This is a genomic window from Mesorhizobium sp. ZC-5, assembly GCF_025753855.1.
Lineage (GTDB): Bacteria > Pseudomonadota > Alphaproteobacteria > Rhizobiales > Rhizobiaceae > Neomesorhizobium.
Map to the genome: position 1 here is coordinate 162,569 of NZ_JAOWPT010000006.1, position 17,832 is coordinate 180,400.

At 64.5% G+C, this 17,832-nt stretch carries 17 protein-coding genes; 8 read left to right on the forward strand and 9 right to left on the reverse strand.

The window, feature by feature from the left end; translation table 11 throughout:
• The first annotated feature begins 45 nt into the window (after nt 1-45).
• The gene (locus tag OHD58_RS18220) at nt 46-1,794 is read left to right on the forward strand and encodes a tetratricopeptide repeat protein (protein ID WP_263804837.1); all 1,749 of its coding nucleotides are present in this window, start codon (nt 46-48) and stop codon (nt 1,792-1,794) included.
• A gap of 46 nt (nt 1,795-1,840) precedes the next feature.
• On the opposite strand, the gene OHD58_RS18225 is transcribed toward OHD58_RS18220, so the two are convergent.
• Complete coding sequence (locus tag OHD58_RS18225) at nt 1,841-2,626, reverse strand: aspartyl/asparaginyl beta-hydroxylase domain-containing protein (RefSeq protein ID WP_263804838.1); 786 nt, start codon at nt 2,624-2,626, stop codon at nt 1,841-1,843.
• A gap of 204 nt (nt 2,627-2,830) precedes the next feature.
• Between OHD58_RS18225 and OHD58_RS18230 the strand changes: the two genes are divergently transcribed.
• Both OHD58_RS18230 and OHD58_RS18235 read left to right on the forward strand, forming a co-directional pair.
• Nucleotides 2,831-3,589: an alpha/beta fold hydrolase gene (locus tag OHD58_RS18230; RefSeq protein WP_263804938.1), complete on the forward strand. Its 759-nt coding sequence runs from the start codon at nt 2,831-2,833 to the stop codon at nt 3,587-3,589.
• A 124-nt stretch (nt 3,590-3,713) separates the two neighbouring features.
• The gene (locus OHD58_RS18235) at nt 3,714-4,352 is read left to right on the forward strand and encodes a hypothetical protein (protein WP_263804839.1); all 639 of its coding nucleotides are present in this window, start codon (nt 3,714-3,716) and stop codon (nt 4,350-4,352) included.
• Here OHD58_RS18235 and OHD58_RS18240 read toward each other — a convergent pair.
• The gene (locus tag OHD58_RS18240; RefSeq protein ID WP_263804840.1) at nt 4,349-5,290 is read right to left on the reverse strand and encodes a metallophosphoesterase family protein; all 942 of its coding nucleotides are present in this window, start codon (nt 5,288-5,290) and stop codon (nt 4,349-4,351) included. The genes OHD58_RS18235 and OHD58_RS18240 overlap by 4 nt on opposite strands.
• Nucleotides 5,291-5,340: 50 nt before the next feature.
• Here OHD58_RS18240 and OHD58_RS18245 point away from each other — a divergent pair, with 50 nt between their 5' ends.
• Nucleotides 5,341-5,841, forward strand: coding sequence for an NUDIX domain-containing protein (locus OHD58_RS18245; protein WP_263804841.1), 501 nt, complete (start codon nt 5,341-5,343; stop codon nt 5,839-5,841).
• A 6-nt stretch (nt 5,842-5,847) separates the two neighbouring features.
• Here the strand turns inward: OHD58_RS18245 and OHD58_RS18250 are convergent, their stop codons facing one another.
• Nucleotides 5,848-6,837, reverse strand: a complete 990-nt coding sequence (locus tag OHD58_RS18250; RefSeq protein WP_263804842.1) for a glutathione S-transferase family protein — start codon at nt 6,835-6,837, stop codon at nt 5,848-5,850.
• 284 nt (nt 6,838-7,121) lie between these two features.
• On the opposite strand from OHD58_RS18250, the gene OHD58_RS18255 reads away from it, so the two are divergent.
• Nucleotides 7,122-7,670, forward strand: coding sequence for a GNAT family N-acetyltransferase (locus OHD58_RS18255; RefSeq protein ID WP_263804843.1), 549 nt, complete (start codon nt 7,122-7,124; stop codon nt 7,668-7,670).
• A gap of 33 nt (nt 7,671-7,703) precedes the next feature.
• Here the strand turns inward: OHD58_RS18255 and OHD58_RS18260 are convergent, their stop codons facing one another.
• From OHD58_RS18260 to OHD58_RS18275, 4 genes are read right to left on the reverse strand one after another with little or no spacing between them, the layout of a single operon-like run.
• The gene (locus tag OHD58_RS18260; RefSeq protein WP_263804844.1) at nt 7,704-9,770 is read right to left on the reverse strand and encodes a hypothetical protein; all 2,067 of its coding nucleotides are present in this window, start codon (nt 9,768-9,770) and stop codon (nt 7,704-7,706) included.
• A 1-nt stretch (nt 9,771) separates the two neighbouring features.
• Nucleotides 9,772-12,594 carry a DUF4159 domain-containing protein gene (locus tag OHD58_RS18265; RefSeq protein ID WP_263804845.1) on the reverse strand — a complete coding sequence of 941 codons (2,823 nt, stop codon included), beginning with the start codon at nt 12,592-12,594 and terminating at the stop codon, nt 9,772-9,774.
• Complete coding sequence (locus OHD58_RS18270) at nt 12,591-13,511, reverse strand: DUF58 domain-containing protein (RefSeq protein ID WP_263804846.1); 921 nt, start codon at nt 13,509-13,511, stop codon at nt 12,591-12,593. The genes OHD58_RS18265 and OHD58_RS18270 overlap by 4 nt, the downstream gene beginning before the upstream one ends.
• A 25-nt stretch (nt 13,512-13,536) precedes the next feature.
• Nucleotides 13,537-14,544, reverse strand: a complete 1,008-nt coding sequence (locus OHD58_RS18275) for an AAA family ATPase (RefSeq protein ID WP_263804847.1) — start codon at nt 14,542-14,544, stop codon at nt 13,537-13,539.
• Nucleotides 14,545-14,678: 134 nt separating this feature from the next.
• Between OHD58_RS18275 and OHD58_RS18280 the strand changes: the two genes are divergently transcribed.
• Genes OHD58_RS18280 through OHD58_RS18290 form a run of 3 tightly spaced genes read left to right on the forward strand, consistent with a single transcriptional unit; the run spans nt 14,679 to nt 17,204 of the window.
• On the forward strand, nt 14,679-15,308 hold the full coding sequence (locus OHD58_RS18280; protein ID WP_263804939.1) for a DUF1285 domain-containing protein: 630 nt from the start codon (nt 14,679-14,681) through the stop codon (nt 15,306-15,308).
• A 1-nt stretch (nt 15,309) separates the two neighbouring features.
• Nucleotides 15,310-15,942, forward strand: a complete 633-nt coding sequence (locus tag OHD58_RS18285; RefSeq protein WP_263804848.1) for a CoA pyrophosphatase — start codon at nt 15,310-15,312, stop codon at nt 15,940-15,942.
• Nucleotides 15,939-17,204, forward strand: a complete 1,266-nt coding sequence (locus OHD58_RS18290) for a CCA tRNA nucleotidyltransferase (RefSeq protein ID WP_263804849.1) — start codon at nt 15,939-15,941, stop codon at nt 17,202-17,204. The genes OHD58_RS18285 and OHD58_RS18290 overlap by 4 nt, the downstream gene beginning before the upstream one ends.
• Nucleotides 17,205-17,209: 5 nt before the next feature.
• Here OHD58_RS18290 and OHD58_RS18295 read toward each other — a convergent pair whose 3' ends face one another.
• Nucleotides 17,210-17,395, reverse strand: coding sequence for a DUF1059 domain-containing protein (locus OHD58_RS18295; protein ID WP_263804850.1), 186 nt, complete (start codon nt 17,393-17,395; stop codon nt 17,210-17,212).
• A 121-nt stretch (nt 17,396-17,516) separates the two neighbouring features.
• On the reverse strand, nt 17,517-17,777 hold the full coding sequence (locus tag OHD58_RS18300; protein WP_263804851.1) for a DUF1344 domain-containing protein: 261 nt from the start codon (nt 17,775-17,777) through the stop codon (nt 17,517-17,519).
• Nucleotides 17,778-17,832 lie beyond the last annotated feature (55 nt).

Genomic DNA, 17,832 nt, shown 5'->3' on the forward strand with positions numbered 1-17,832 from the left:
CGAAAGGTCCGAAGCTTGCAACAAAATACGCCTGCCGCCCCCGCAGTGCGCGAAACACTCGAGCGACTGCTCGCCAGCGAGACCTTCGGACGGTCTGAGCGAGCGCGCAAACTCATCCGCTATCTCGTTGAACGGGAACAGGCCGGTGAAGCCGAGAGGCTGAAGGGCTTTTCGATCGCGATGGATGTCTTCGGCAAGGATGCCGATTTCGATTCGGCGACAGACGCCGTGGTGCGGGTGCAAGCCGGACGCCTGCGCGAATTGCTGTCTCAATATTTCGCTACCGAAGGCGCAAGCGATCCCGTCCGCATCGTTATTCCGCGCGGCACCTATGTGCCGGCGTACGAATTCGGCGAGAAAATTCAGCCGAAGACCGCCCCGGAGGATAAGGCCGGCGCCACGCCGCCACAGAGCTTCGGCGTGGCCGGGGCGATCGGCGGTCACCCGCTGGTGCTGCCCAGCGGCTTGAGCAGGCATCGCCCGCCGCCGCCGGGAGCCCAGTTAGTCCGCCAACTGCGGCTGTTCTGGGCGGCGATCGCCGTCGTCATTGCCATGCTTGGCTTCGTCATGTACCGGACCGTCATGCCGGAAACGGCTGCTGTTGGCGATCTGATCACCGCAGCTACTGGCCAGGCACCGGCTGGCGGTGCTGACGGCGCCCGCATAGCGGCGGAAGCCTTGCCGACCGTCCACATCCGGAACGCATCGGAGGACCAGAACACCGCACGGGTGGCGTCGGTGCTGCGCCGAGCGCTTTCCGGTTTCGACACGGTCTCCTTCATCGCCAACGACAGGACGGCGGGCGGGCAATCGCCCGGAAAGCTGGATTTCTTTTTCGCGATCTCGGCCGGGGTCGATCCCGGGGCGGTCGTCGTTGAACTCCAACACACGGCCAGCGGCAAGATTCTGCTGTCACGGACGCTTTCGGCCGATGAGATCGCGGCATCGCTGGAGGACCGGGTGGCGACGATGCTGAGCGCATCGATACCGGTTTCGGGCATCCTCTATGCACATATCGAACAGAACGCCCTGCAGTCGGGCCTGACGAACTGCCTCCTGCTCAACGACGATTATTACCTCAGTCAAACGGCCGAAAACCACCTCGCAGCGTCCAAATGCTTCGAGACGCTGATGAAGGCAGGCGCCAAGTCGCCGCTCGTATATTCCGAGCTGGCGGCGCTGCACCTCAAGGCGGTGACCGACGGCTACGACTATCCGAAAGGCGTGACCGAGGCGGAGGCGCTGGATCTTGCCCGCCGTGCCGTGCTGATGGGGGCGACCAGCCCCTACGCGCACCGTGCCTATGGCTTCCTGAATTCGCGGACGGGCACGTCGGAAGAATCCATCCACTGGATGCAAAAGGCCTACGAGCTCAACACGTTCGACCTCAGCATGGCGGCGGCCTACGCCTATGCGTTGATCTTCTCCGGCGACTACGTCAACGGCGTGCCGGTGATGAGACGCGCCGTTGAACTGTCGAGCGCACACCCCAGCTGGTGGGACTTCGGCCTGTTCCTCGGCCAGTACATGCTCAACGACAAATCCGGTGCGGCGCGCGCGGTCGACGCGCTCGCCACGACCAAGCGGCCGCAGTATCTCGCGGCGCGCCTGGTTGTCGCCTTCGAAGCCGGAGATAGCGCTGCTTCGCGACAACTGGCCGACGAGATCGCCGCCAACTATGCCAGCTTCGCCGCCGATCCACGCGCTACCTTCGTGAAGGCCAAGTATCCCGCCGATTTCACCGACAGATTTGTCGCCGACTTACGTGCGGCCGGGCTGGGCAGCGGAAGTTAAAATCAACAAGTTAGAGCGAAATGCCGATCCAAAAGGCGGCGTTATATCATCGGCCTGATTTGTTTCGCTCCAGGGCTCTGGACAGCTTGGATTCCAATACGTAGCTCATGCGTCTTTCATCGGCGGACAAACCGGGATGCTGTATGCGGCAATGGAGGATGTAGCGATCGTGAGGGGTGTTGTTCCAGACCTCATGGGGAAAGGTATCGTCAAAAAGCAGAACCTTGCCATTTTCCCAGCGACGCGTATCGCCGCCAACTTTCATGGCGATGTCGCCATCCGGAACCCTCAAGCCGTAATGCAATCGAAGCTTGTGGTTTACACCTCCGCAATGAACGCGGATTGACCCTCCCGCCTTCAGGACCGAAAAGTGGGATTTGGCGATATAGTTCGCGTCACGCATTTCACGCAAAAGGGCGGCGATTTTCGGAAACACCTTGGAAGCACCGGGTACTTCCTCGGCCTCGTTGCCGTAGAACAGGAAAATTTTCCATCCCTCATTTGCACCGTAATAGAAGGTGGCTGCTCCCTCGCCAAATGTCACCGAATTCATGTTGTTTTCGAATTCTGCCTGATACTCCCCAAACAGGACTTCCATCCGCTTCACGAAGTCCTGCATGACGGGGTCAAAATCTTCGATATTCCACCATGGTTTGTCTTCGAGGCCTGGAATGCTCATGAAGTCCGGATTCTGCACGGGAATGTTCTCCGTTGAACGAACACCGTCGCTCACATGAAATTTTGCCCGCCTGAAGCGCCCGCAATCGACACCCGTTTCCCTCTCTGCTTCATCGACAACGCCCGACCAGATTGTTTCAATGTTTTCATGCATGTTTTTGCTCCCTAGGGGGACGTCTCTTGCCCGATGACCGCGTTTTCTTCTCAAATCTAGACGCGTGTTCCGCCCGTGGGAAGCGGGCGGATGACCGCCGCGCCGCCCCCGATCCGCACGAGCTCGCCGACAAGGGCGGTTTACCCGCCGCCGCTTTCATGGAAGCCTCTCCGACAGGTTCGAATCTTTCGGTGGGGACGCTTCTTGAATCAATCCTTGTATGCTTTGCAAAGCGGCCGAGGTCCGCAAACGATCGTGCTGCTGCACGGGTTCGGCGGCTGCCACGGTCTGTGGCGGCCGGTGCAAGAAACACTCGCCACGAACGCTCGGGTGCTAGCCTATGATCTCCCTGGCCACGGCGGGTCACTGGGCTGGCCGGAAGCCGGGCCGGCCAAAATCGCCGTACGCGCCATCCTGGCGGACCTCACCCAACGCGGCATCGAACGCTTTCATCTCGCCGGCCATTCGATGGGCGGGGCGATCGCCGCGCTGATGGCGCTGGCCGAACCTTCTCGCATTGCCTCTCTCGCCTTGTTGGCGCCGGGCGGCTTCGGCGAAGAGATAAACGGCAGGTTGCTCCGCCGCTATGCCGCGGCAATAAGCGAGGCTGAAGTCCGCACCTGCCTGGAATCGATGATCGGCTGGCCGAACCCGGTACCGGAAGAGACCGTGCGGACACTGGTGGAGATGCGCCGCCGGGCCGGACAAACCGAAAAGCTGGTCGAGATCGCCGCATCGATCACCCACGATGAAAGGCAGGGCATCATTGCCCGTGAAAAGCTGGCCGGCTTGCCGATGCCCGTGTCGGTCGCATGGGGCTTGCTCGACGGCGTGCTGCCGGTTCACCAGGCGAACGGCCTACCTCCACTGTTCGGGTTGCACCGGATCGCCGGTGCCGGCCACATGCTGCCGGAAGAAAAGCCGGAACTGGTGACCGAAATCATCCGCCGCACGATGCGCTGAATCGCTCCGCTGCTCGCCGCGGAAACGCCGGTTTTCAGTGCATTGGCTGGCTTGTTATGTTAATTCTTCCTTAACAAGGCCATAAGGGTTTGAGTCAATCGCCCGCCGGATGGAGCCGAGGCTGATGAGTGACGCAAGTGAAACCGCGGCGACGGCAGACAAGCGACGCAAGCTTTCCGAGGCGATCCGCGACGTAAGGAACGCGGCCGCGGACCGCGAGGATGTCGTGGTCGACATGCGTGAAGCACAGCGCATGCGGCTCGAACTGCTGGCCGCCGAACTGGCGCCGGTGTTCGCCGACGTTCCAACCGACAATGAATGGTTCGACTTCGCCATCTCGTCCGGCCTGCAGCCGCGGCTGTGGATCGACGCGGTGAGCCATGTTTCCATGGGGCGCGACCGTCGCACTTACCGCTTCCTGCGCGATACGAGGCTTGGCCGCGTGGTGCTGGCCGAATCGAGCGAGATGAAGCCGGTTGCCGACCAGGTGACGCGTTACGTTGCCGAGCGTATCGTCGAACGCCAGCGTATGATGGAAGGCGATGTCGCGCCGGCGCTTGTGAGCGAGGCTGTGGCCCATCCGGCTGAAACGACGGGTGCGTTGCCGGAAATCAGGATCGATGAGGGCACTCGGTCCGGCCGCTGGCGAGCCTTCTGGTCGGGCCTCGGCCTGGTCTTTGTCGGCGGCGTGGTCGGGCTGATCCTGATGATGATAGCCGCTCTGCTCTGGGGCAAGCTGGCGGAGTTGGGCATCAGCCTTTAAAGCGGCAGCGGCTCGACAACGGGCATGACCGCCGTTTCCCCGAGCAGATCCATGGAGGAGAGCTCGACCGGCGGCATCGAGGCCCCGGTCAGGCCGCGACGCGCCAGGCGAAGCGTCCAGTTGCCTTTCTCGCCTGAAATATCGAGCTGGTTCCATTGTGCCGCGGGCCGCGAGCCACCTGGCGCCTGGCCGGCTGCCGACACGCCGACCACCGGCACCCGGCCGTCCTTTCCGTCGATGGTGTACAGGCTCGGCATGTGCGAGTGCCCGTGCAGCACGAGTTCGGCTCCATGACGCAGCACCGTCTTCTGGAAGCGCCCGATGCCGAAAAGTCGCTTGTGGGCGCCGACAGCGCTCCGGATCGGCGGATGATGGATCATGACGACGCGGAACAGATTTTTCGCGCCCGTCTCATCGAGGAGCTTGGCGAGCCTGCGCCGCTGGCCTTCGCGGAAATAGCCGGTTGCCATGAAGGGAGCCGTTGCGCGGGCCGAGGTGACACCGATCAGCGCGATGTTTTCCCTGATGCGCAGATAGGGGAAGGCTTCGCGGTCGCGCGGCGGGCTACCGCCATCGCTGGTCATCCAGTTGCCCCAGGCACGGCACACCTTGTCGAACGCGCCAGGCACGTAGGCGTCGTGGTTTCCCGGCACAACGGACACGTCGTGCGGATTGCCGAGCAGTTCCAGCCATTGCCTGGCCATGTCGATCTCGATGTCGAGCGCCAGGTTGACGAGGTCGCCGGTCACCGCGACGTGGTCGGGCGCCGCCGCCTTCATGTCGCCGATGATCGCGTCGATCACGCTGTCGTGCAGGAACTGGCGGCGGTTGCGATGCCAGTTGACGTAGCCGGTGATCCGCTTGGAGACGAGATCGCGATAGGCTACATCGGGAAGCGGTCCCAGATGAACGTCGGAAAGATGCGCGAGCCTGAACATAATCTCCTTCTAAGGCACGGCGTATCGGCTTGCCAACGGCCAATGGCCGCATGAGCGACTCGAGCGACGAAGGGCGCTTCCGCCAGACTGGCTGGCCGGGGCTGCGGGCGCGGCTTTTCCATCTCTATTTCCTGCTTCGCCGGCCGATGACGCTGGGCGTGCGGGGACTGGTTCACGACAAGGCGGCGAATACGGTCTTTCTCATCCGCCACACTTATGTGCCCGGCTGGCAGTTGCCGGGCGGCGGCGTCGAATTCGGCGAAACGATGCTGGAAGCGCTGGAGCGCGAACTTTCCGAAGAAGGCAACATCGAATTTTCCGGCCCGCCGGAGCTTCGCTCAATTCACGCCAACCGGCTGGCCTCCGGCCGCGACCACGTCGCGTTCTACCTGATCACCGCATTCCGGCAGACGGCGCCTCGAATCCGCGACCGCGAGATCGCCGAGGCGGCGTTCTTTCCGCTCGACCGCCTGCCACAAGAAACAACGCCAGCCACACGACGCCGGTTGGCGGAGGTGTTCGGCGGCGAGGCTGTCTCGCCATACTGGTAGGCGGCTTCAGGCTGCCTTTCTGAGCCGGTCGCGATTGTGTGGGGCGGAATAATCCACATCCGGCCCGACCGGTACGATGCGCGTCGGATTGATGGTCTCGTGGCTACCATAATAGTGCTTCTTGATGTGCGGGATATCGACCGTTTCGACAACGCCTGGCACCTGGTAGAGGTCGCGCAGGTAATTCGACAGGTTCGGATAGTCGGCGATGCGGCGCAGGTTGCATTTGAAGTGGCCGAAATAGACGGGATCGAAACGCAAAAGCGTGGTGAACAGCCGCCAGTCGGCCTCGGTGATCCGGTCGCCGGTCAGGTAGCGGTTGCGCGAGAGGATCTGCTCCAACTCGTCGAGAACGGCGAAGACGTCCCGGAAGCCCTCCTCATAGGCTTCCTGCGTGGTGGCGAAGCCTGCGCGGTAGACGCCGTTGTTGACCGCCGGATAGATCTTCGCGTTCAGCCGGTCGATCTCGTCGCGCAACGGCTCGGGGTAGAAATCGACCGAAGCATCGCCCCATTCATCGAAGGCCGTGTTGAACATGCGGATGATCTCGGCGGATTCGTTGGAGACCATGGTCTCTTGCTGCTTGTCCCAGAGGACCGGCACCGTCACCCGGCCTGAATAATGCGGATCGGCCTTCAGGTAGATGTCACGCAGGAAATCGAGGCCATAGAGATGGTCGCCGGTGCCGCCATCCTCGGCGAGAAAGGTCCAGCCGTCCTGACCCAGGAAATGGTGCACGACCGATACCGAGATCAGGTCTTCGAGCTTCTTCAGCTTGCGGTAGATCAGCGTGCGGTGCGCCCACGGACAGGCGAGCGACACGTAGAGGTGATAGCGGCCGGGCTCGGCCTTGAAGCCGCGCGAACGGCCTTCCGCCGGTTTGCCGTCACGGGTGATCCAGTCGCGGAAGCCGGATTCGGCCCGCACGAATTTTCCGCCACTCTTCTTCGTATCGTACCACTGGTCGTGCCAGACGCCGTCGACAAGCAATCCCATCGGAATCTCCTTCTTTGAAGGACGAATCTAGGTGCTTCGGCCGGATTGCCCAATCGCCTGGATCACGACAGACCGTCAACGTGGCGCAAACTTTGCGCCGGCGTGAAAAATCGCCGATTGCCGCACGCAAAATTTGATGATAGCGGGGACGTCCGATGACGACGTTCCTTGCACCCCGGTTCGACCGACGACGAATGGGCGCCCGCGCGTAAGCGCTGACTGGCGATACAGCCGCGCTGTGCGCGGCGAGAAGACCCTTCCTCTTCGCACCGGATGCAAAGATCATGAACGCTGCCGACGTCATCTACCTGCCGGAAACCCCGGCGCACGATCCAGAAATCGACCACATCAACGAAGAGGCCTTCGGGCCGGGACGTTTCACGCGCGCCGCCTACAAGATCCGCGAGGGCGGACCGTGTGAACGCGCGCTGTCGTTCGTGGCGACCTATGGCGGCGTGGTGATCGCATCGGTGAAGATGACACGCATCGCGGCGGGCAAGGGCAGGGGGCTCATGCTCGGGCCGCTGGCGGTGCGGCCCGACTACATGAATGTCGGCATTGGCCGCAAGCTCGTGCGTATGGCACTGGAGGCTGCGCATAAAGCCGGTGCCCCGGCGGTCATACTGGTCGGCGACGAGCCGTATTACGGTCCGCTCGGCTTCAAGCGCATCCCGCGCGGGCAGATGTCGATGCCGCGCCCGGTTGACCTCGACCGGCTGCTCGCCGTCGAATTCGAGACCGGCGCGGTGGCAAAGCTCACGGGCATGGTCGACCACGAGGATCTGGCGACGGAAGGCGAGCGCCTCAAGCTTGCCGCGCTGGCGGAGGCCTGAGCTGGCCAGAAAATCTGGCTGGAACCACTGTTCCTACCGCCCCTCGCGGTACCACATCGAGCCGAGTGCGAGCAGCAGCAGCGCCAGGCCGAAGAAGCCGGCGAACAGCGGCACGCGGCGTACCGATTTCAGAATGCTGTCGTTGGTCGTGCGAAGGCCGATCCAGTCGCGGCCGGAGGCGTCGCCGGCCGAGCGCACCGGCACGATGCCGGGCAGGCTGATGCCGGTGAGGCCGGCCAACCGGCGGACGCTGCCGCCGCTCTCCTCGGCGACCGGGCGCAGCACCTCGGTGGTCGAGACGGTGTCGGCGAATTCAGGCGCGTTGATCGGCCCCACATGGGCCAGCGCCTTCAGGTCGCCATTGCCGATCTGGTAGAGGCCGATCTCGTCCGTCTCGGCGCTGCCGGTGAAGACGCCGGGCGATTCCGCCGTCATGGTAACATTGAGCGTCTTGCCGGACGGTGTGATGACCTGCGCCGGGCCGGGATCGTCGCGCATGGTCTGGCGGCGGATGTCGAGCGTCATGCCGCGACCGGCGGCGGTCAGCCGCTCTTCCTCGAGTTCGGGCTCCTTCATCAGCCAGTGCGCGATGCGGCGGTAGAGCGCGACATGCGGGCCGCCGCCTTCGAAGCCGCGCGCCCACAGCCAGCCCTGGTCGGACAGGAACATGCCGACGCGGCCTTCGCCCTTGCGGTTCAGAACCAGCAGCGGCTTGTTGTCGGGGCCGCTCATGACGATTTCGCCTTCCGGCTGGTCGATGCCGATCAGCCGGAACCAGCGGCTCCAATGCGGCGGCTCGGTCGCCGAGCCTTCGAGGCCGCGGGTGACCGGGTGGCGTTTGCCGGTATCGGTGAGACGCGGGTAAAAACCCTGCTCGACGATCTCGCCGGATGGCAGGCCGGGCAGGGCGGCAATCAGCGGCGTGCGGGCGATCGACTGCTCGCCGGCATATTCAGGCCCGGCGGCGATCAGCAGCGCGCCGCCCTTTTCGACATATTCGGCGATGTAGTCGTAGTAGAGGATCGGCAGCACGTCGCGGTGCTGGTAGCGATCGAAGATGATCAGGTCGAAATCGTTTATTTTCTCCACGAAGAGTTCTCTTGTGGGGAAAGCGATCAGTGACAGTTCGTTGATCGGCGTGCCGTCCTGCTTCTCCGGCGGCCGCAGGATGGTGAAATGCACCAGGTCGACCGAGGCGTCGGATTTCAGCAGATTGCGCCAGGTGCGCTCGCCAGCATGCGGTTCGCCGGAAACCAGAAGCACGCGCAGGTTTTCGCGGATGCCGTCGATCAGCGCGATGGCGCGGTTGTTCGTCTCGGTGAGTTCGCCGGGAGCCGCGTCGATCGCCAGTTCGACGATGTTGCGCCCGGCGCCGGGAATGATGATGTCGAGCGGCATCTCCTGGCCGATGGTGGCGCGCTCGATCGTCTGCTGCTCGCCGTTGATGGAGACGCGCACATCGACCGAGCCGGTTTCGCCTTCCGTGCCGATGACACGGTAGGTCAATTCCAGTGGCTTGCCGACAATGCCGAAACGTGGCGCCCGTTCGAAGCGGATGCGGCGGTCCTGCTCGCCTTCGTCGCCGGTGACCAGCGCGTGCAGCGGTCCGGACAGGCCGGAAATGTTGGCCGGAACGTCGTGGACCTGGCCGTCGGTGACCATGATCGAGCCGGCGACACGCGACGGCGGCACATCGCGGAAGGCGCTTTCCAGCGCGCTGAAGAGGCGGGTTTCAGCACGCTCGTCGGCGGCATCCGACTTGCCGGCTTCGACGACGCGCACGTCGAACTGCTTGAAGCGCGCCAGCCTTTCCTGCAGGCCGGCGACTGCGCGCGTCGTCTCGTCGGCGCGGCCGGCGATCTCCTGGCTCTGGCTGCGGTCGACGACAAGCGCGACGACGCTCTTCAGCGGCTCACGCTCTTCGTCACGCATCACCGGATTGAACAGGGCGGCGGCAAGTGCGACGAGCGCAGCAAAACGGAACAGGGCGCCGCGCTGGCGGAACCACAGCCCGGCCAGCGCCATCAAGAGCACCGGCACCAGCACTGCTGCCAGCAGCGGCCATGACAGGAGCGGTTCGAGTCCGATTGACCAGTTCATCTCACTGCCCCAGCCGTTCGAGCAGCACCGGCACGTGCACCTGGTCGGACTTGTAGTTGCCTGTCAGCATGTACATCACGATGTTGACGCCGGCCCGGTAGGCATAGACCCGTTGCATCGGGTCCGCCGGTACCGTCGGCAGCAATGCGTCGCCGTTCTCGTCGACCGCCCAGGCGCCGGCGAAATCGTTGGCGGTGATCATGATCGGCGTCACGCCGTCGCCGGTACGCACGGGACGATTGTCGACGTTGGAGGCGTCGAGAGAGGCCTCGACCCACAGCGGGCTGCCGTTGAAGCGGCCGGGAAATTCCGGAAGGATGAAGAAGGACTTGGTCAGCACGTGGTCTTCCGGCACCGGCTCAAGCGCGGGAACGTTGAGGTTCGCCAGGATTTCGCGCAGCCTGAGCGTCGCCGGGCTCGCCGATCCGGCATCGATGCCGGTGGCAAACTGGTCGCGGGTGTCGAACAGCACGCTGCCGCCTTCCTTCATATAGGCGTCGATGCGGGCGATGGCTGCTTCCGACGGCATCGGGGCGTTGGGATCGATCGGCCAGTAGAGCAGGGGGTAAAAAGCGAGTTCGTCGCGGGAAATGTCGACGCCGGCCGGTTCGCCGGGTTCGAGTGCCGTCTTCTCGACCAGGAAGCGGGTGAGGCCGGCAAGGCCGGCGCGGCTCACCGAATCCACTGACGCGTCGCCGGTCAGCACGTAGGCAAGGTGGGTAACGGAGATGGCGTTTACGGCGTCGGCGTCGCCGGGCTTCTGGTCCTGCGCGTCGGCATGCGGTGCAAACGCCAGCAGCGCGGTCGCGGCCAGAAGGACAATGGCGGCGGCACTTCCAGCCCGCGCGACCTTACGCGGACGGCGGGCGAACATGCCGCCCATCCAGAACACGGCCAGCGTATCGAGCACCATCAGGGCAATTGCGATTGCCACGAGCGGGCCCTTGAGATCGCGGGATTCGTCGAAGGCATAGCGCACATTGGTCACCGGAGCCGTTGTTTCAGGCCGCACCAGCGGCGCAAAGGTCGCGTCCTGCTGCAAGAGGTTGTGGGCGACGACGCCCTCTTCGGCCCCATAGAGGCCCGGCGGGTTCTCGATGGTCACCGGCGGGTCGCCGCGTCCGGTCAGAAGCGGCTTGGTATCCGGCGCCGGCGGCACCAGGCGGCCATCGGCGCCGATCATCCGATAGGGTGCCAACGAAGCCGTGGCGCCCTCCTGATTGGCGGCGGCAGCACCCTGATTGCGAGACAGCTGAACAATGCGGCGCAGCATCTCGACGAAGGTGCCGGAGATCGGCAGGTTCGACCATGTCGCGGCCGGCGTGATGTGGAAAAGCACGATCGTTCCCTTGTCGCGCCGCGCACCGGTGACGAGGGGCGTGCCGTCGGCGAGACTTGCCCAGGTGCGCTCGACGATGTCCGGGGTCGGCTCGGCCAGGACCTGGCGCGATACCGTGACTTCAGACGGTGGCGTCAGGTCGGCAAACGGGCCGGCGGCCGGGAATTCGGTGACCGCCTGCGGTGTCGTCCACGACAGGGCACCGCCGAGCGAGCGTTCGCCGAGGCGCAGTCTGACCGGCAGCAACTCCTCGTCGTTGCCGGCCGAGATCAATCGCGTGCCGGCGAAGCGCACCAGTGTGCCGCCATTCTTGACCCAGTCGACGAGTTGGGTGCGTGCGCTATCCGGAATGGTGCCGACATCGGCCATGACGATCATCGCCGGCTTCTGCTCGATAAGCTGCGGGATCGCCTCGGCGAGATCCGGGCTCGGCGGCTCGATCAGATCGGCAAACGGCTCCAGCGCCCGGCGGATGTAATAGAGCGGCGACAGCAGCGGCTGCGCCTGGTCGGCCTCGGCCTGCGACAGAAGCCCGACGCGGCGGCGCTTGGCGCTTTCGTCGAGCACCCGCACCGCGGACGCCTGCGGCTGGTCGTCGAGCGCGATCGAGGCGAAATCGTTGCGCATCTCGAACGGCACGGTCATCGTGCCGGTCGCCGCCGTCTCGTTGGGACCGAAGGTCAGCGTCGCGTCGGCGATGCGGCGGCCCTTGTCGTCGAAGGCGCCGGCGGTGACCTGGGCGGGCGCCGGGTTGGCGGCGCGGATGGCGGAAATGGCAAAGCCGTCGACCTCGTTCTCGGCCGCGGTCAGCCCGGCGACATCGAGGCGATCGGGCACTGCCCAGACGACGCTTGCCGCATTTTGGCCGAGCAGCGTGGCGAAGGCCTGCTGGTCGCCTTCAGCGGCGAGGCCGTCAGCCAGTACGGCAACGCCGGCGCCGGGGAGATTGCGCAGTTCGGCGGCGACGCGCGCGTAGATCGCGGTGCGATCGACCGGCACCGGGCGCGGTTGCGCCGCGCGCAGGCGGTCGCGGGCGGCGGCGGCATCGAACGGCCCGATCTCGGCATTCGGCTTCTCGGCGGTGAAGGCAAGCACCACCGGCACGCCCTTGGAATTGGCATCGTCGATCAGCCGTTCGGCGGTGGCCACGCGTCGATCCCAGTCAGGGGCGCTCGCCCAGCCATTGTCGACGACGAGAGCCAGTGCCGAACCGCTGGCCGGAAGCTGCTCGCGCGGATTGAAAACCGGTTCGGCCAGCGCCAGCACCACCAGCGCCGCCATCAACAGCCGCAGCAGCGTCAACCACCACGGGCTTTGGTGCGGCGTCTCCTCCTTCTTCAGCACGCGGGCGAGGATCTTCAGCGGCGGAAACACTTCGGTCTGCGGTTTCGGTGGCGTCAGCCTGAGCAGCCACCAGATCACCGGCAGCGCCAGAAGCCCCCAAAGGATGGCCGGGAAGCCGAAGGTGAATGGCAGCCAGCTCATCGTGCGGCTCCCGCGGCGGCATAATGCGCCTCGGCGGTCATCGCCATGTGGACCCTGACCAACGCGTCGGAAGCCAGCCGGTCAGTGTGGTTGACCGTGTAGCTCCAGCCGAGGCGCTTGGCCCAGGCGGCGAGTTCGTGGCGCCGGGCGGTGTAGAGGTTGCGGTAATCCTGGCCGAGCAGTTCGGCGCGGCCGGCAGTCAGCTTGCTGCCGGTCTCGGGATCGCTGAATTCGGTGCGGCCGGTGTAGGGAAAGCTCTCCTCCGCCGGATCGACCACCTCGATCAGATGGGCACGAACGCCATGGCGCGACAGCACGTCGAGCCATTCCATCGTTTCCTCGACAGGGTCGAGGAAATCGCTGGCGATAACGATGTCGGAGAAGCGGCGGATGTTCGACAGATCGGGCTTGGCGGACAGCGTCGTCGCATGAGAGAGATGCGCCGCGAGCCGCTCGGCGCCGTTGCGGGCCGTGATCGGATCGGTGAGGCCAGGCCAGGCGATACGCTCGCCGCTGCGCGACAGGAGCTCGGCCAGAGCCAGGACAATGACCAGCGCGCGCGATTCCTTGGATACGTTGGCGCCCTCCGACTTGTAGAGCATCGACGGCGACGGATCGGCCCATAGCCAGACGGTATGGGCGGCTTCCCACTCCTGGTCGCGGACATAAACATGGTCGTCGCGGGCGGAGCGGCGCCAGTCGATACGCGACATGGTCTCGCCCTCGACGTAGGGGCGGAACTGCCAGAAATTTTCGCCGATGCCGCGCTTGCGGCGGCCATGCCAGCCGGAAATGACGGTGGTGACGACCCGGCGGGCCTCGACCAGCAGGTCAGGCACCAGCGAGGCGCGCAATCGCGCCCGGGCGAGCGCGTCGCGTGTCGCAACCGGTCCTGCCGCCTCGCCGATCCTCGCCATCAGAGCCTTTTCCGCACCGCCATGGTCAGCCTTGCGCCTTGACCAACTTGGCGACGACGTCGCGCACGCTCATGCCCTCGGCCCGCGCCGCGAAGGTGAGGGCCATGCGGTGCTGCAGTACCGGTTCGGCCAATGCATGGACATCGTCGATAGACGGGGCCAGGCGCCCGTCGTAGAGGGCGCGGGCGCGGGCGCAGAGCGTCAGCGCCTGGCTGGCGCGCGGGCCGGGACCCCAGGCGACGTGCTTGTCGGTGTCAGCGTTGCCCTGCCCGGGGCGCGCCGAACGCACCAGGTTGAGGATCGCCTCGACGACGCTTTCCGGCACTGGCATGCGGCGGATCAGGTGCTGGACTTCGCGCAGCCGCTCCGGATTGAGCACGTTCTGCGCCTTGGCGTCCTCGGTGCCGGTAGTTTCGAGCAGGATGCGGCGCTCGGCCTCCAGTTCCGGATAGAGGATGTCGATCTGCATCAGGAAGCGGTCGAGCTGGGCTTCCGGCAGCGGATAGGTGCCTTCCTGCTCCAGCGGGTTCTGGGTGGCGAGCACGTGGAAGGGAGCCGGCAGGTCGTGGCGGGCGCCGGCGACCGTCACGTGATACTCCTGCATCGACTGCAGGAGCGCCGACTGGGTGCGCGGGCTGGCGCGGTTGATCTCATCGGCCATCAAAAGTTGCGCGAAGATCGGTCCCTCTATGAAGCGGAACGAGCGTTTGCCCAGTTCGTCCTGCTCCATCACCTCGGAGCCGAGGATATCGGAGGGCATCAGGTCTGGCGTGAACTGGATGCGACGAGCGTCGAGGCCGAGCACAATGCCCAGCGTCTCCACGAGCTTGGTCTTGGCGAGGCCGGGAACGCCGACCAGCAGCGCGTGGCCGCCGGCAAGCAGCGCCACCAGCGTGCGCTCGACGACGCTTTCCTGGCCGAAAATCACCTGGCCGACGCCATCGCGGATTTTCGAGATGTCGGCCAGCGCCCGTTCGGCTTCGGCGATCATCTCTTTCTCGCTGAGGGGCTTTTCCTTGATCGCTATGCTCATGCGGGCATCATCCTTCGATCGTAGGTAGGCTGCCGGCAATCTCCGGCGCCACGACTCGCACCATACGGCGCATAGCCGAACTTAAATCACTCAACTAGGCTGACAAGCGGAACAACAGTGACTATTTCGTGACCATGGCCGATGATGCGGATAGTACCAAAGACAGCTTGACCGGCGCTGGAGACACGGCCGGGCTGGAGGCGCTGATCGCGCGCGCCGCCCGCGCAGGCAAGGGATTGCCGCCGGTCGAGCGCTGGAATCCCGACTTCTGCGGCGATCTCGACATGGAGATCAGGCAGGACGGCACCTGGTTTTATCTGGGTACGCCGATCGGCCGCATGCCGCTGGTACAGCTCTTTTCGACCGTTCTCAGGAAAGATGCCGACGGCAAGACCTACCTGGTCACACCGGTGGAAAAGGTCGGCATCCGGGTCGTCGACGCGCCCTTCCTTGCCGTGGAAATGAACGTGATGGGCAACGACGACCAGCAGGTGATCACCTTCCGCACCAACGTCGGCGACGTCGTCGAGGCAGGTCCGGAACATCCCTTGCGTTTCGTCGACGAGGACGAGACCGGCGGGCTGAAGCCCTACGTGCTGGTGCGCGGCCGGCTGGAAGCGCTTGTCGCGCGGCCGGTGATGTACGAGTTGATCGAGCATGGCGAGGAGATCGACATCGACGGCATACCGATGTTTGCGGTGCGCTCGAATGGCGAGGTCTATCCGATCATGCCGGCCGAGAGGCTGAAACGGTTGAGCGCCTGACATGGATGCTATCGCGGCCAAGCCGTTTTCCGCCAGCGATTTCCGGCTGCGCGCCACCCGCCAGAAAGGCGGCGACGCCGATACCGACTATGGCGACCATCGGCTCAATCCCGATCTGCGTCATCTGATCGTGCGGCCGAATTTGCGCGACGCGGCAGTGCTGATCCCCATCGTCGACCATGGCGGTGAGGCCAATGTGCTGTTGACCAAGCGTACCGAAAAGCTGCGCAGCCATTCCGGCCAGGTCGCCTTTCCGGGCGGCGCCATCGACCCGACCGACGCTTCGCCGGAAGACGCCGCGGTGCGCGAGACCCTCGAGGAAATCGGCCTCGGCGCCGCCGACATCGAGGTGGTCGGGCGCATGCCGGACTATGTCACCGGCAGCGGCTACCGCATCGCACCGGTGCTCGGCATCGTGCGGCCCGACTATTTCCTGACCATCAACGAGGATGAGGTGGACGATGCCTTCGAGGTGCCGCTGGCCTTCCTGATGGATCCGGCCAACCACCGGCGCGAGAGCCGCATCTGGCAGGACAGGGAGCGCTTCTTCTACACGATGCCGTTCGGCGAGCGTTACATATGGGGCGTGACCGCGGGCATCATCCGCACCCTCTACGAGAGGCTCTACACGTGACGAAGCCTACCTCGATCGCTTCCGCCAGCTGGCTGAAAGACGAATCGCTTCAACGGCTTCTCGGTGTTCTCTCCGCCTCCGGTGAAGAATCAAGGCTGGCTGGCGGCGCGGTGCGCAACACGCTGCTCGGCCAGCCGGTCAGCGACATCGACATCGCCACCACCAATCACCCCGATGAAACCGTGCGGCGCGTCGAAGCGGCTGGTTTCAAGGCCGTTCCGACTGGTGCAGAGCACGGCACCATCACCGTCATCGCGCATGGCAAGCCGTACGAGGTGACCACGCTGCGGGCTGACATCGAGACCGACGGCCGCCGCGCCAAGGTGCTGTTCGGCCGCGACTGGAAGCGCGATGCCGAGCGGCGCGATTTCACCATCAACGGACTTTATGCCGAAGCCGACGGGACGGTGGTCGATCTTGTCGGCGGGCTCGCCGATCTCGAAAGCCGCACGCTGCGTTTCATCGGCGATCCCGAGATCCGTATCCGCGAGGACTATCTGCGCATCCTCCGCTTCTTCCGTTTCTTCGCCTGGTACGGTTCCGGCCGACCTGATGCCGAAGGGCTGAAAGCATGCGCGCGGCTGAAGGACGGCCTCGACCAGCTTTCGGTCGAACGGGTGTGGACCGAACTGAAAAAGCTGCTGTCCGCCCCCGATCCGGCGCGCGCGTTGTTGTGGATGAGGCAGGCGGGCGTGCTGACGAAAGTGCTGCCGGAAAGCGAGAAGTGGGGCATCGATGCCATCCACGGGCTGGTGAAGGCGGAGAAGGATCTCGGCTGGCAGTCTGATCCGTTGCTCAGGCTGGAGGCCATCGTGCCGCCGGATGACATGCGGATGATGGCTCTTGGGGAAAGGTTGCGGCTCTCCAATGCCGCGGCCGAGCGTCTGTGCGACTGGGCTTCGACGGAGGCTGTCAGCCCAAGTGCCAGCGAAGCCGAACTGGCGAAAAAACTCTACAATGGAAAGAAGCAGGGATTCATCGACCGGCTGCGGCTGTCACTCGCCTCGGCACGGACCAAGGCGGTCGAAGACAACCAGGCGCTGGTCGAAGCTGGCGGCTACTCCCGCCTGCTTGCCTATACGGAAAAATGGCGAAGGCCCGAGTTTCCGCTCAGGGGGACCGATCTCGCCGAACTGGGAATGAAGCAAGGCAAGGAACTGGGCGGCGCGTTGAAGAAGCTCGAAACGATCTGGGTCGAATCCGGCTTCATGCTCGACCGCAGCGCATTGCTTGAACGCGCCGCGGAAATCCTGAAAAACTGATCCGGTCAGGCCGCGTCGCGAACCTTCTCGATGCGCGAGCGGATCGCTTCGATCATCGTCTCGCGGATGATCGTCTCGCCATGCGTTTCGCGCATGTGTTCGGCGGCGCGACGCATGATCTCGGCTTCTTCCTCGTGGCGGGTGTGCCAGTCGCAGCCGGGGACGAGGGTCCCACAGTGAAATTCCTTCATCGGGTTTCTCCCTTCTTCGTTCTGGTCACGGACTTCAGCATAACACAAAAGGGGCAAAAGCGGTTGCACAAAAGCTGCCGGGGGCGGAGCTGCAGCCTCCGCCCGACATCACGTCAACCGGTCATCTGACGAGGGTCACCTGGTCGGCGATCTTCTTCGAACCGCTCTTTTGCCAGTTGACCGAGACCTTCTCGCCGGCCTTGAGGCCGGGGCTCTTGAAGGTCTTCGGCAGCGAGTACATCGAGCCGTCGGCCAGCGTCAGCGTCATCGCCTTGCTGTCATAGGCCTTGATCGTGCCGGTCGCGTGCTGCGCGGCGGCAAAGGCGAAAGCGGAGGTGGCGAGGATGGCAGCGGCGGCTGCCGGAATGAGAAGCGTGCGCATTGGCGATCACTCCTGATGGCGGGCATAGTCCCTTCCGGCTTTTGCCCGCAGGGAT

Bases quoted from the DNA above. Each gene is read 5' to 3' on its own strand.
- OHD58_RS18225 (WP_263804838.1), bottom strand. From the start codon at position 2,626: ATGCATGAAAACATTGAAACAATCTGGTCGGGCGTTGTCGATGAAGCA.
- OHD58_RS18235 (WP_263804839.1), top strand. From the start codon at position 3,714: ATGAGTGACGCAAGTGAAACCGCGGCGACGGCAGACAAGCGACGCAAG.
- OHD58_RS18240 (WP_263804840.1), bottom strand. From the start codon at position 5,290: ATGTTCAGGCTCGCGCATCTTTCCGACGTTCATCTGGGACCGCTTCCC.
- OHD58_RS18245 (WP_263804841.1), top strand. From the start codon at position 5,341: ATGAGCGACTCGAGCGACGAAGGGCGCTTCCGCCAGACTGGCTGGCCG.
- OHD58_RS18250 (WP_263804842.1), bottom strand. From the start codon at position 6,837: ATGGGATTGCTTGTCGACGGCGTCTGGCACGACCAGTGGTACGATACG.
- OHD58_RS18255 (WP_263804843.1), top strand. From the start codon at position 7,122: ATGAACGCTGCCGACGTCATCTACCTGCCGGAAACCCCGGCGCACGAT.
- OHD58_RS18260 (WP_263804844.1), bottom strand. From the start codon at position 9,770: ATGAACTGGTCAATCGGACTCGAACCGCTCCTGTCATGGCCGCTGCTG.
- OHD58_RS18265 (WP_263804845.1), bottom strand. From the start codon at position 12,594: ATGAGCTGGCTGCCATTCACCTTCGGCTTCCCGGCCATCCTTTGGGGG.
- OHD58_RS18270 (WP_263804846.1), bottom strand. From the start codon at position 13,511: ATGGCGAGGATCGGCGAGGCGGCAGGACCGGTTGCGACACGCGACGCG.
- OHD58_RS18275 (WP_263804847.1), bottom strand. From the start codon at position 14,544: ATGAGCATAGCGATCAAGGAAAAGCCCCTCAGCGAGAAAGAGATGATC.
- OHD58_RS18280 (WP_263804939.1), top strand. From the start codon at position 14,679: ATGGCCGATGATGCGGATAGTACCAAAGACAGCTTGACCGGCGCTGGA.
- OHD58_RS18285 (WP_263804848.1), top strand. From the start codon at position 15,310: ATGGATGCTATCGCGGCCAAGCCGTTTTCCGCCAGCGATTTCCGGCTG.
- OHD58_RS18295 (WP_263804850.1), bottom strand. From the start codon at position 17,395: ATGAAGGAATTTCACTGTGGGACCCTCGTCCCCGGCTGCGACTGGCAC.
- OHD58_RS18300 (WP_263804851.1), bottom strand. From the start codon at position 17,777: ATGCGCACGCTTCTCATTCCGGCAGCCGCCGCTGCCATCCTCGCCACC.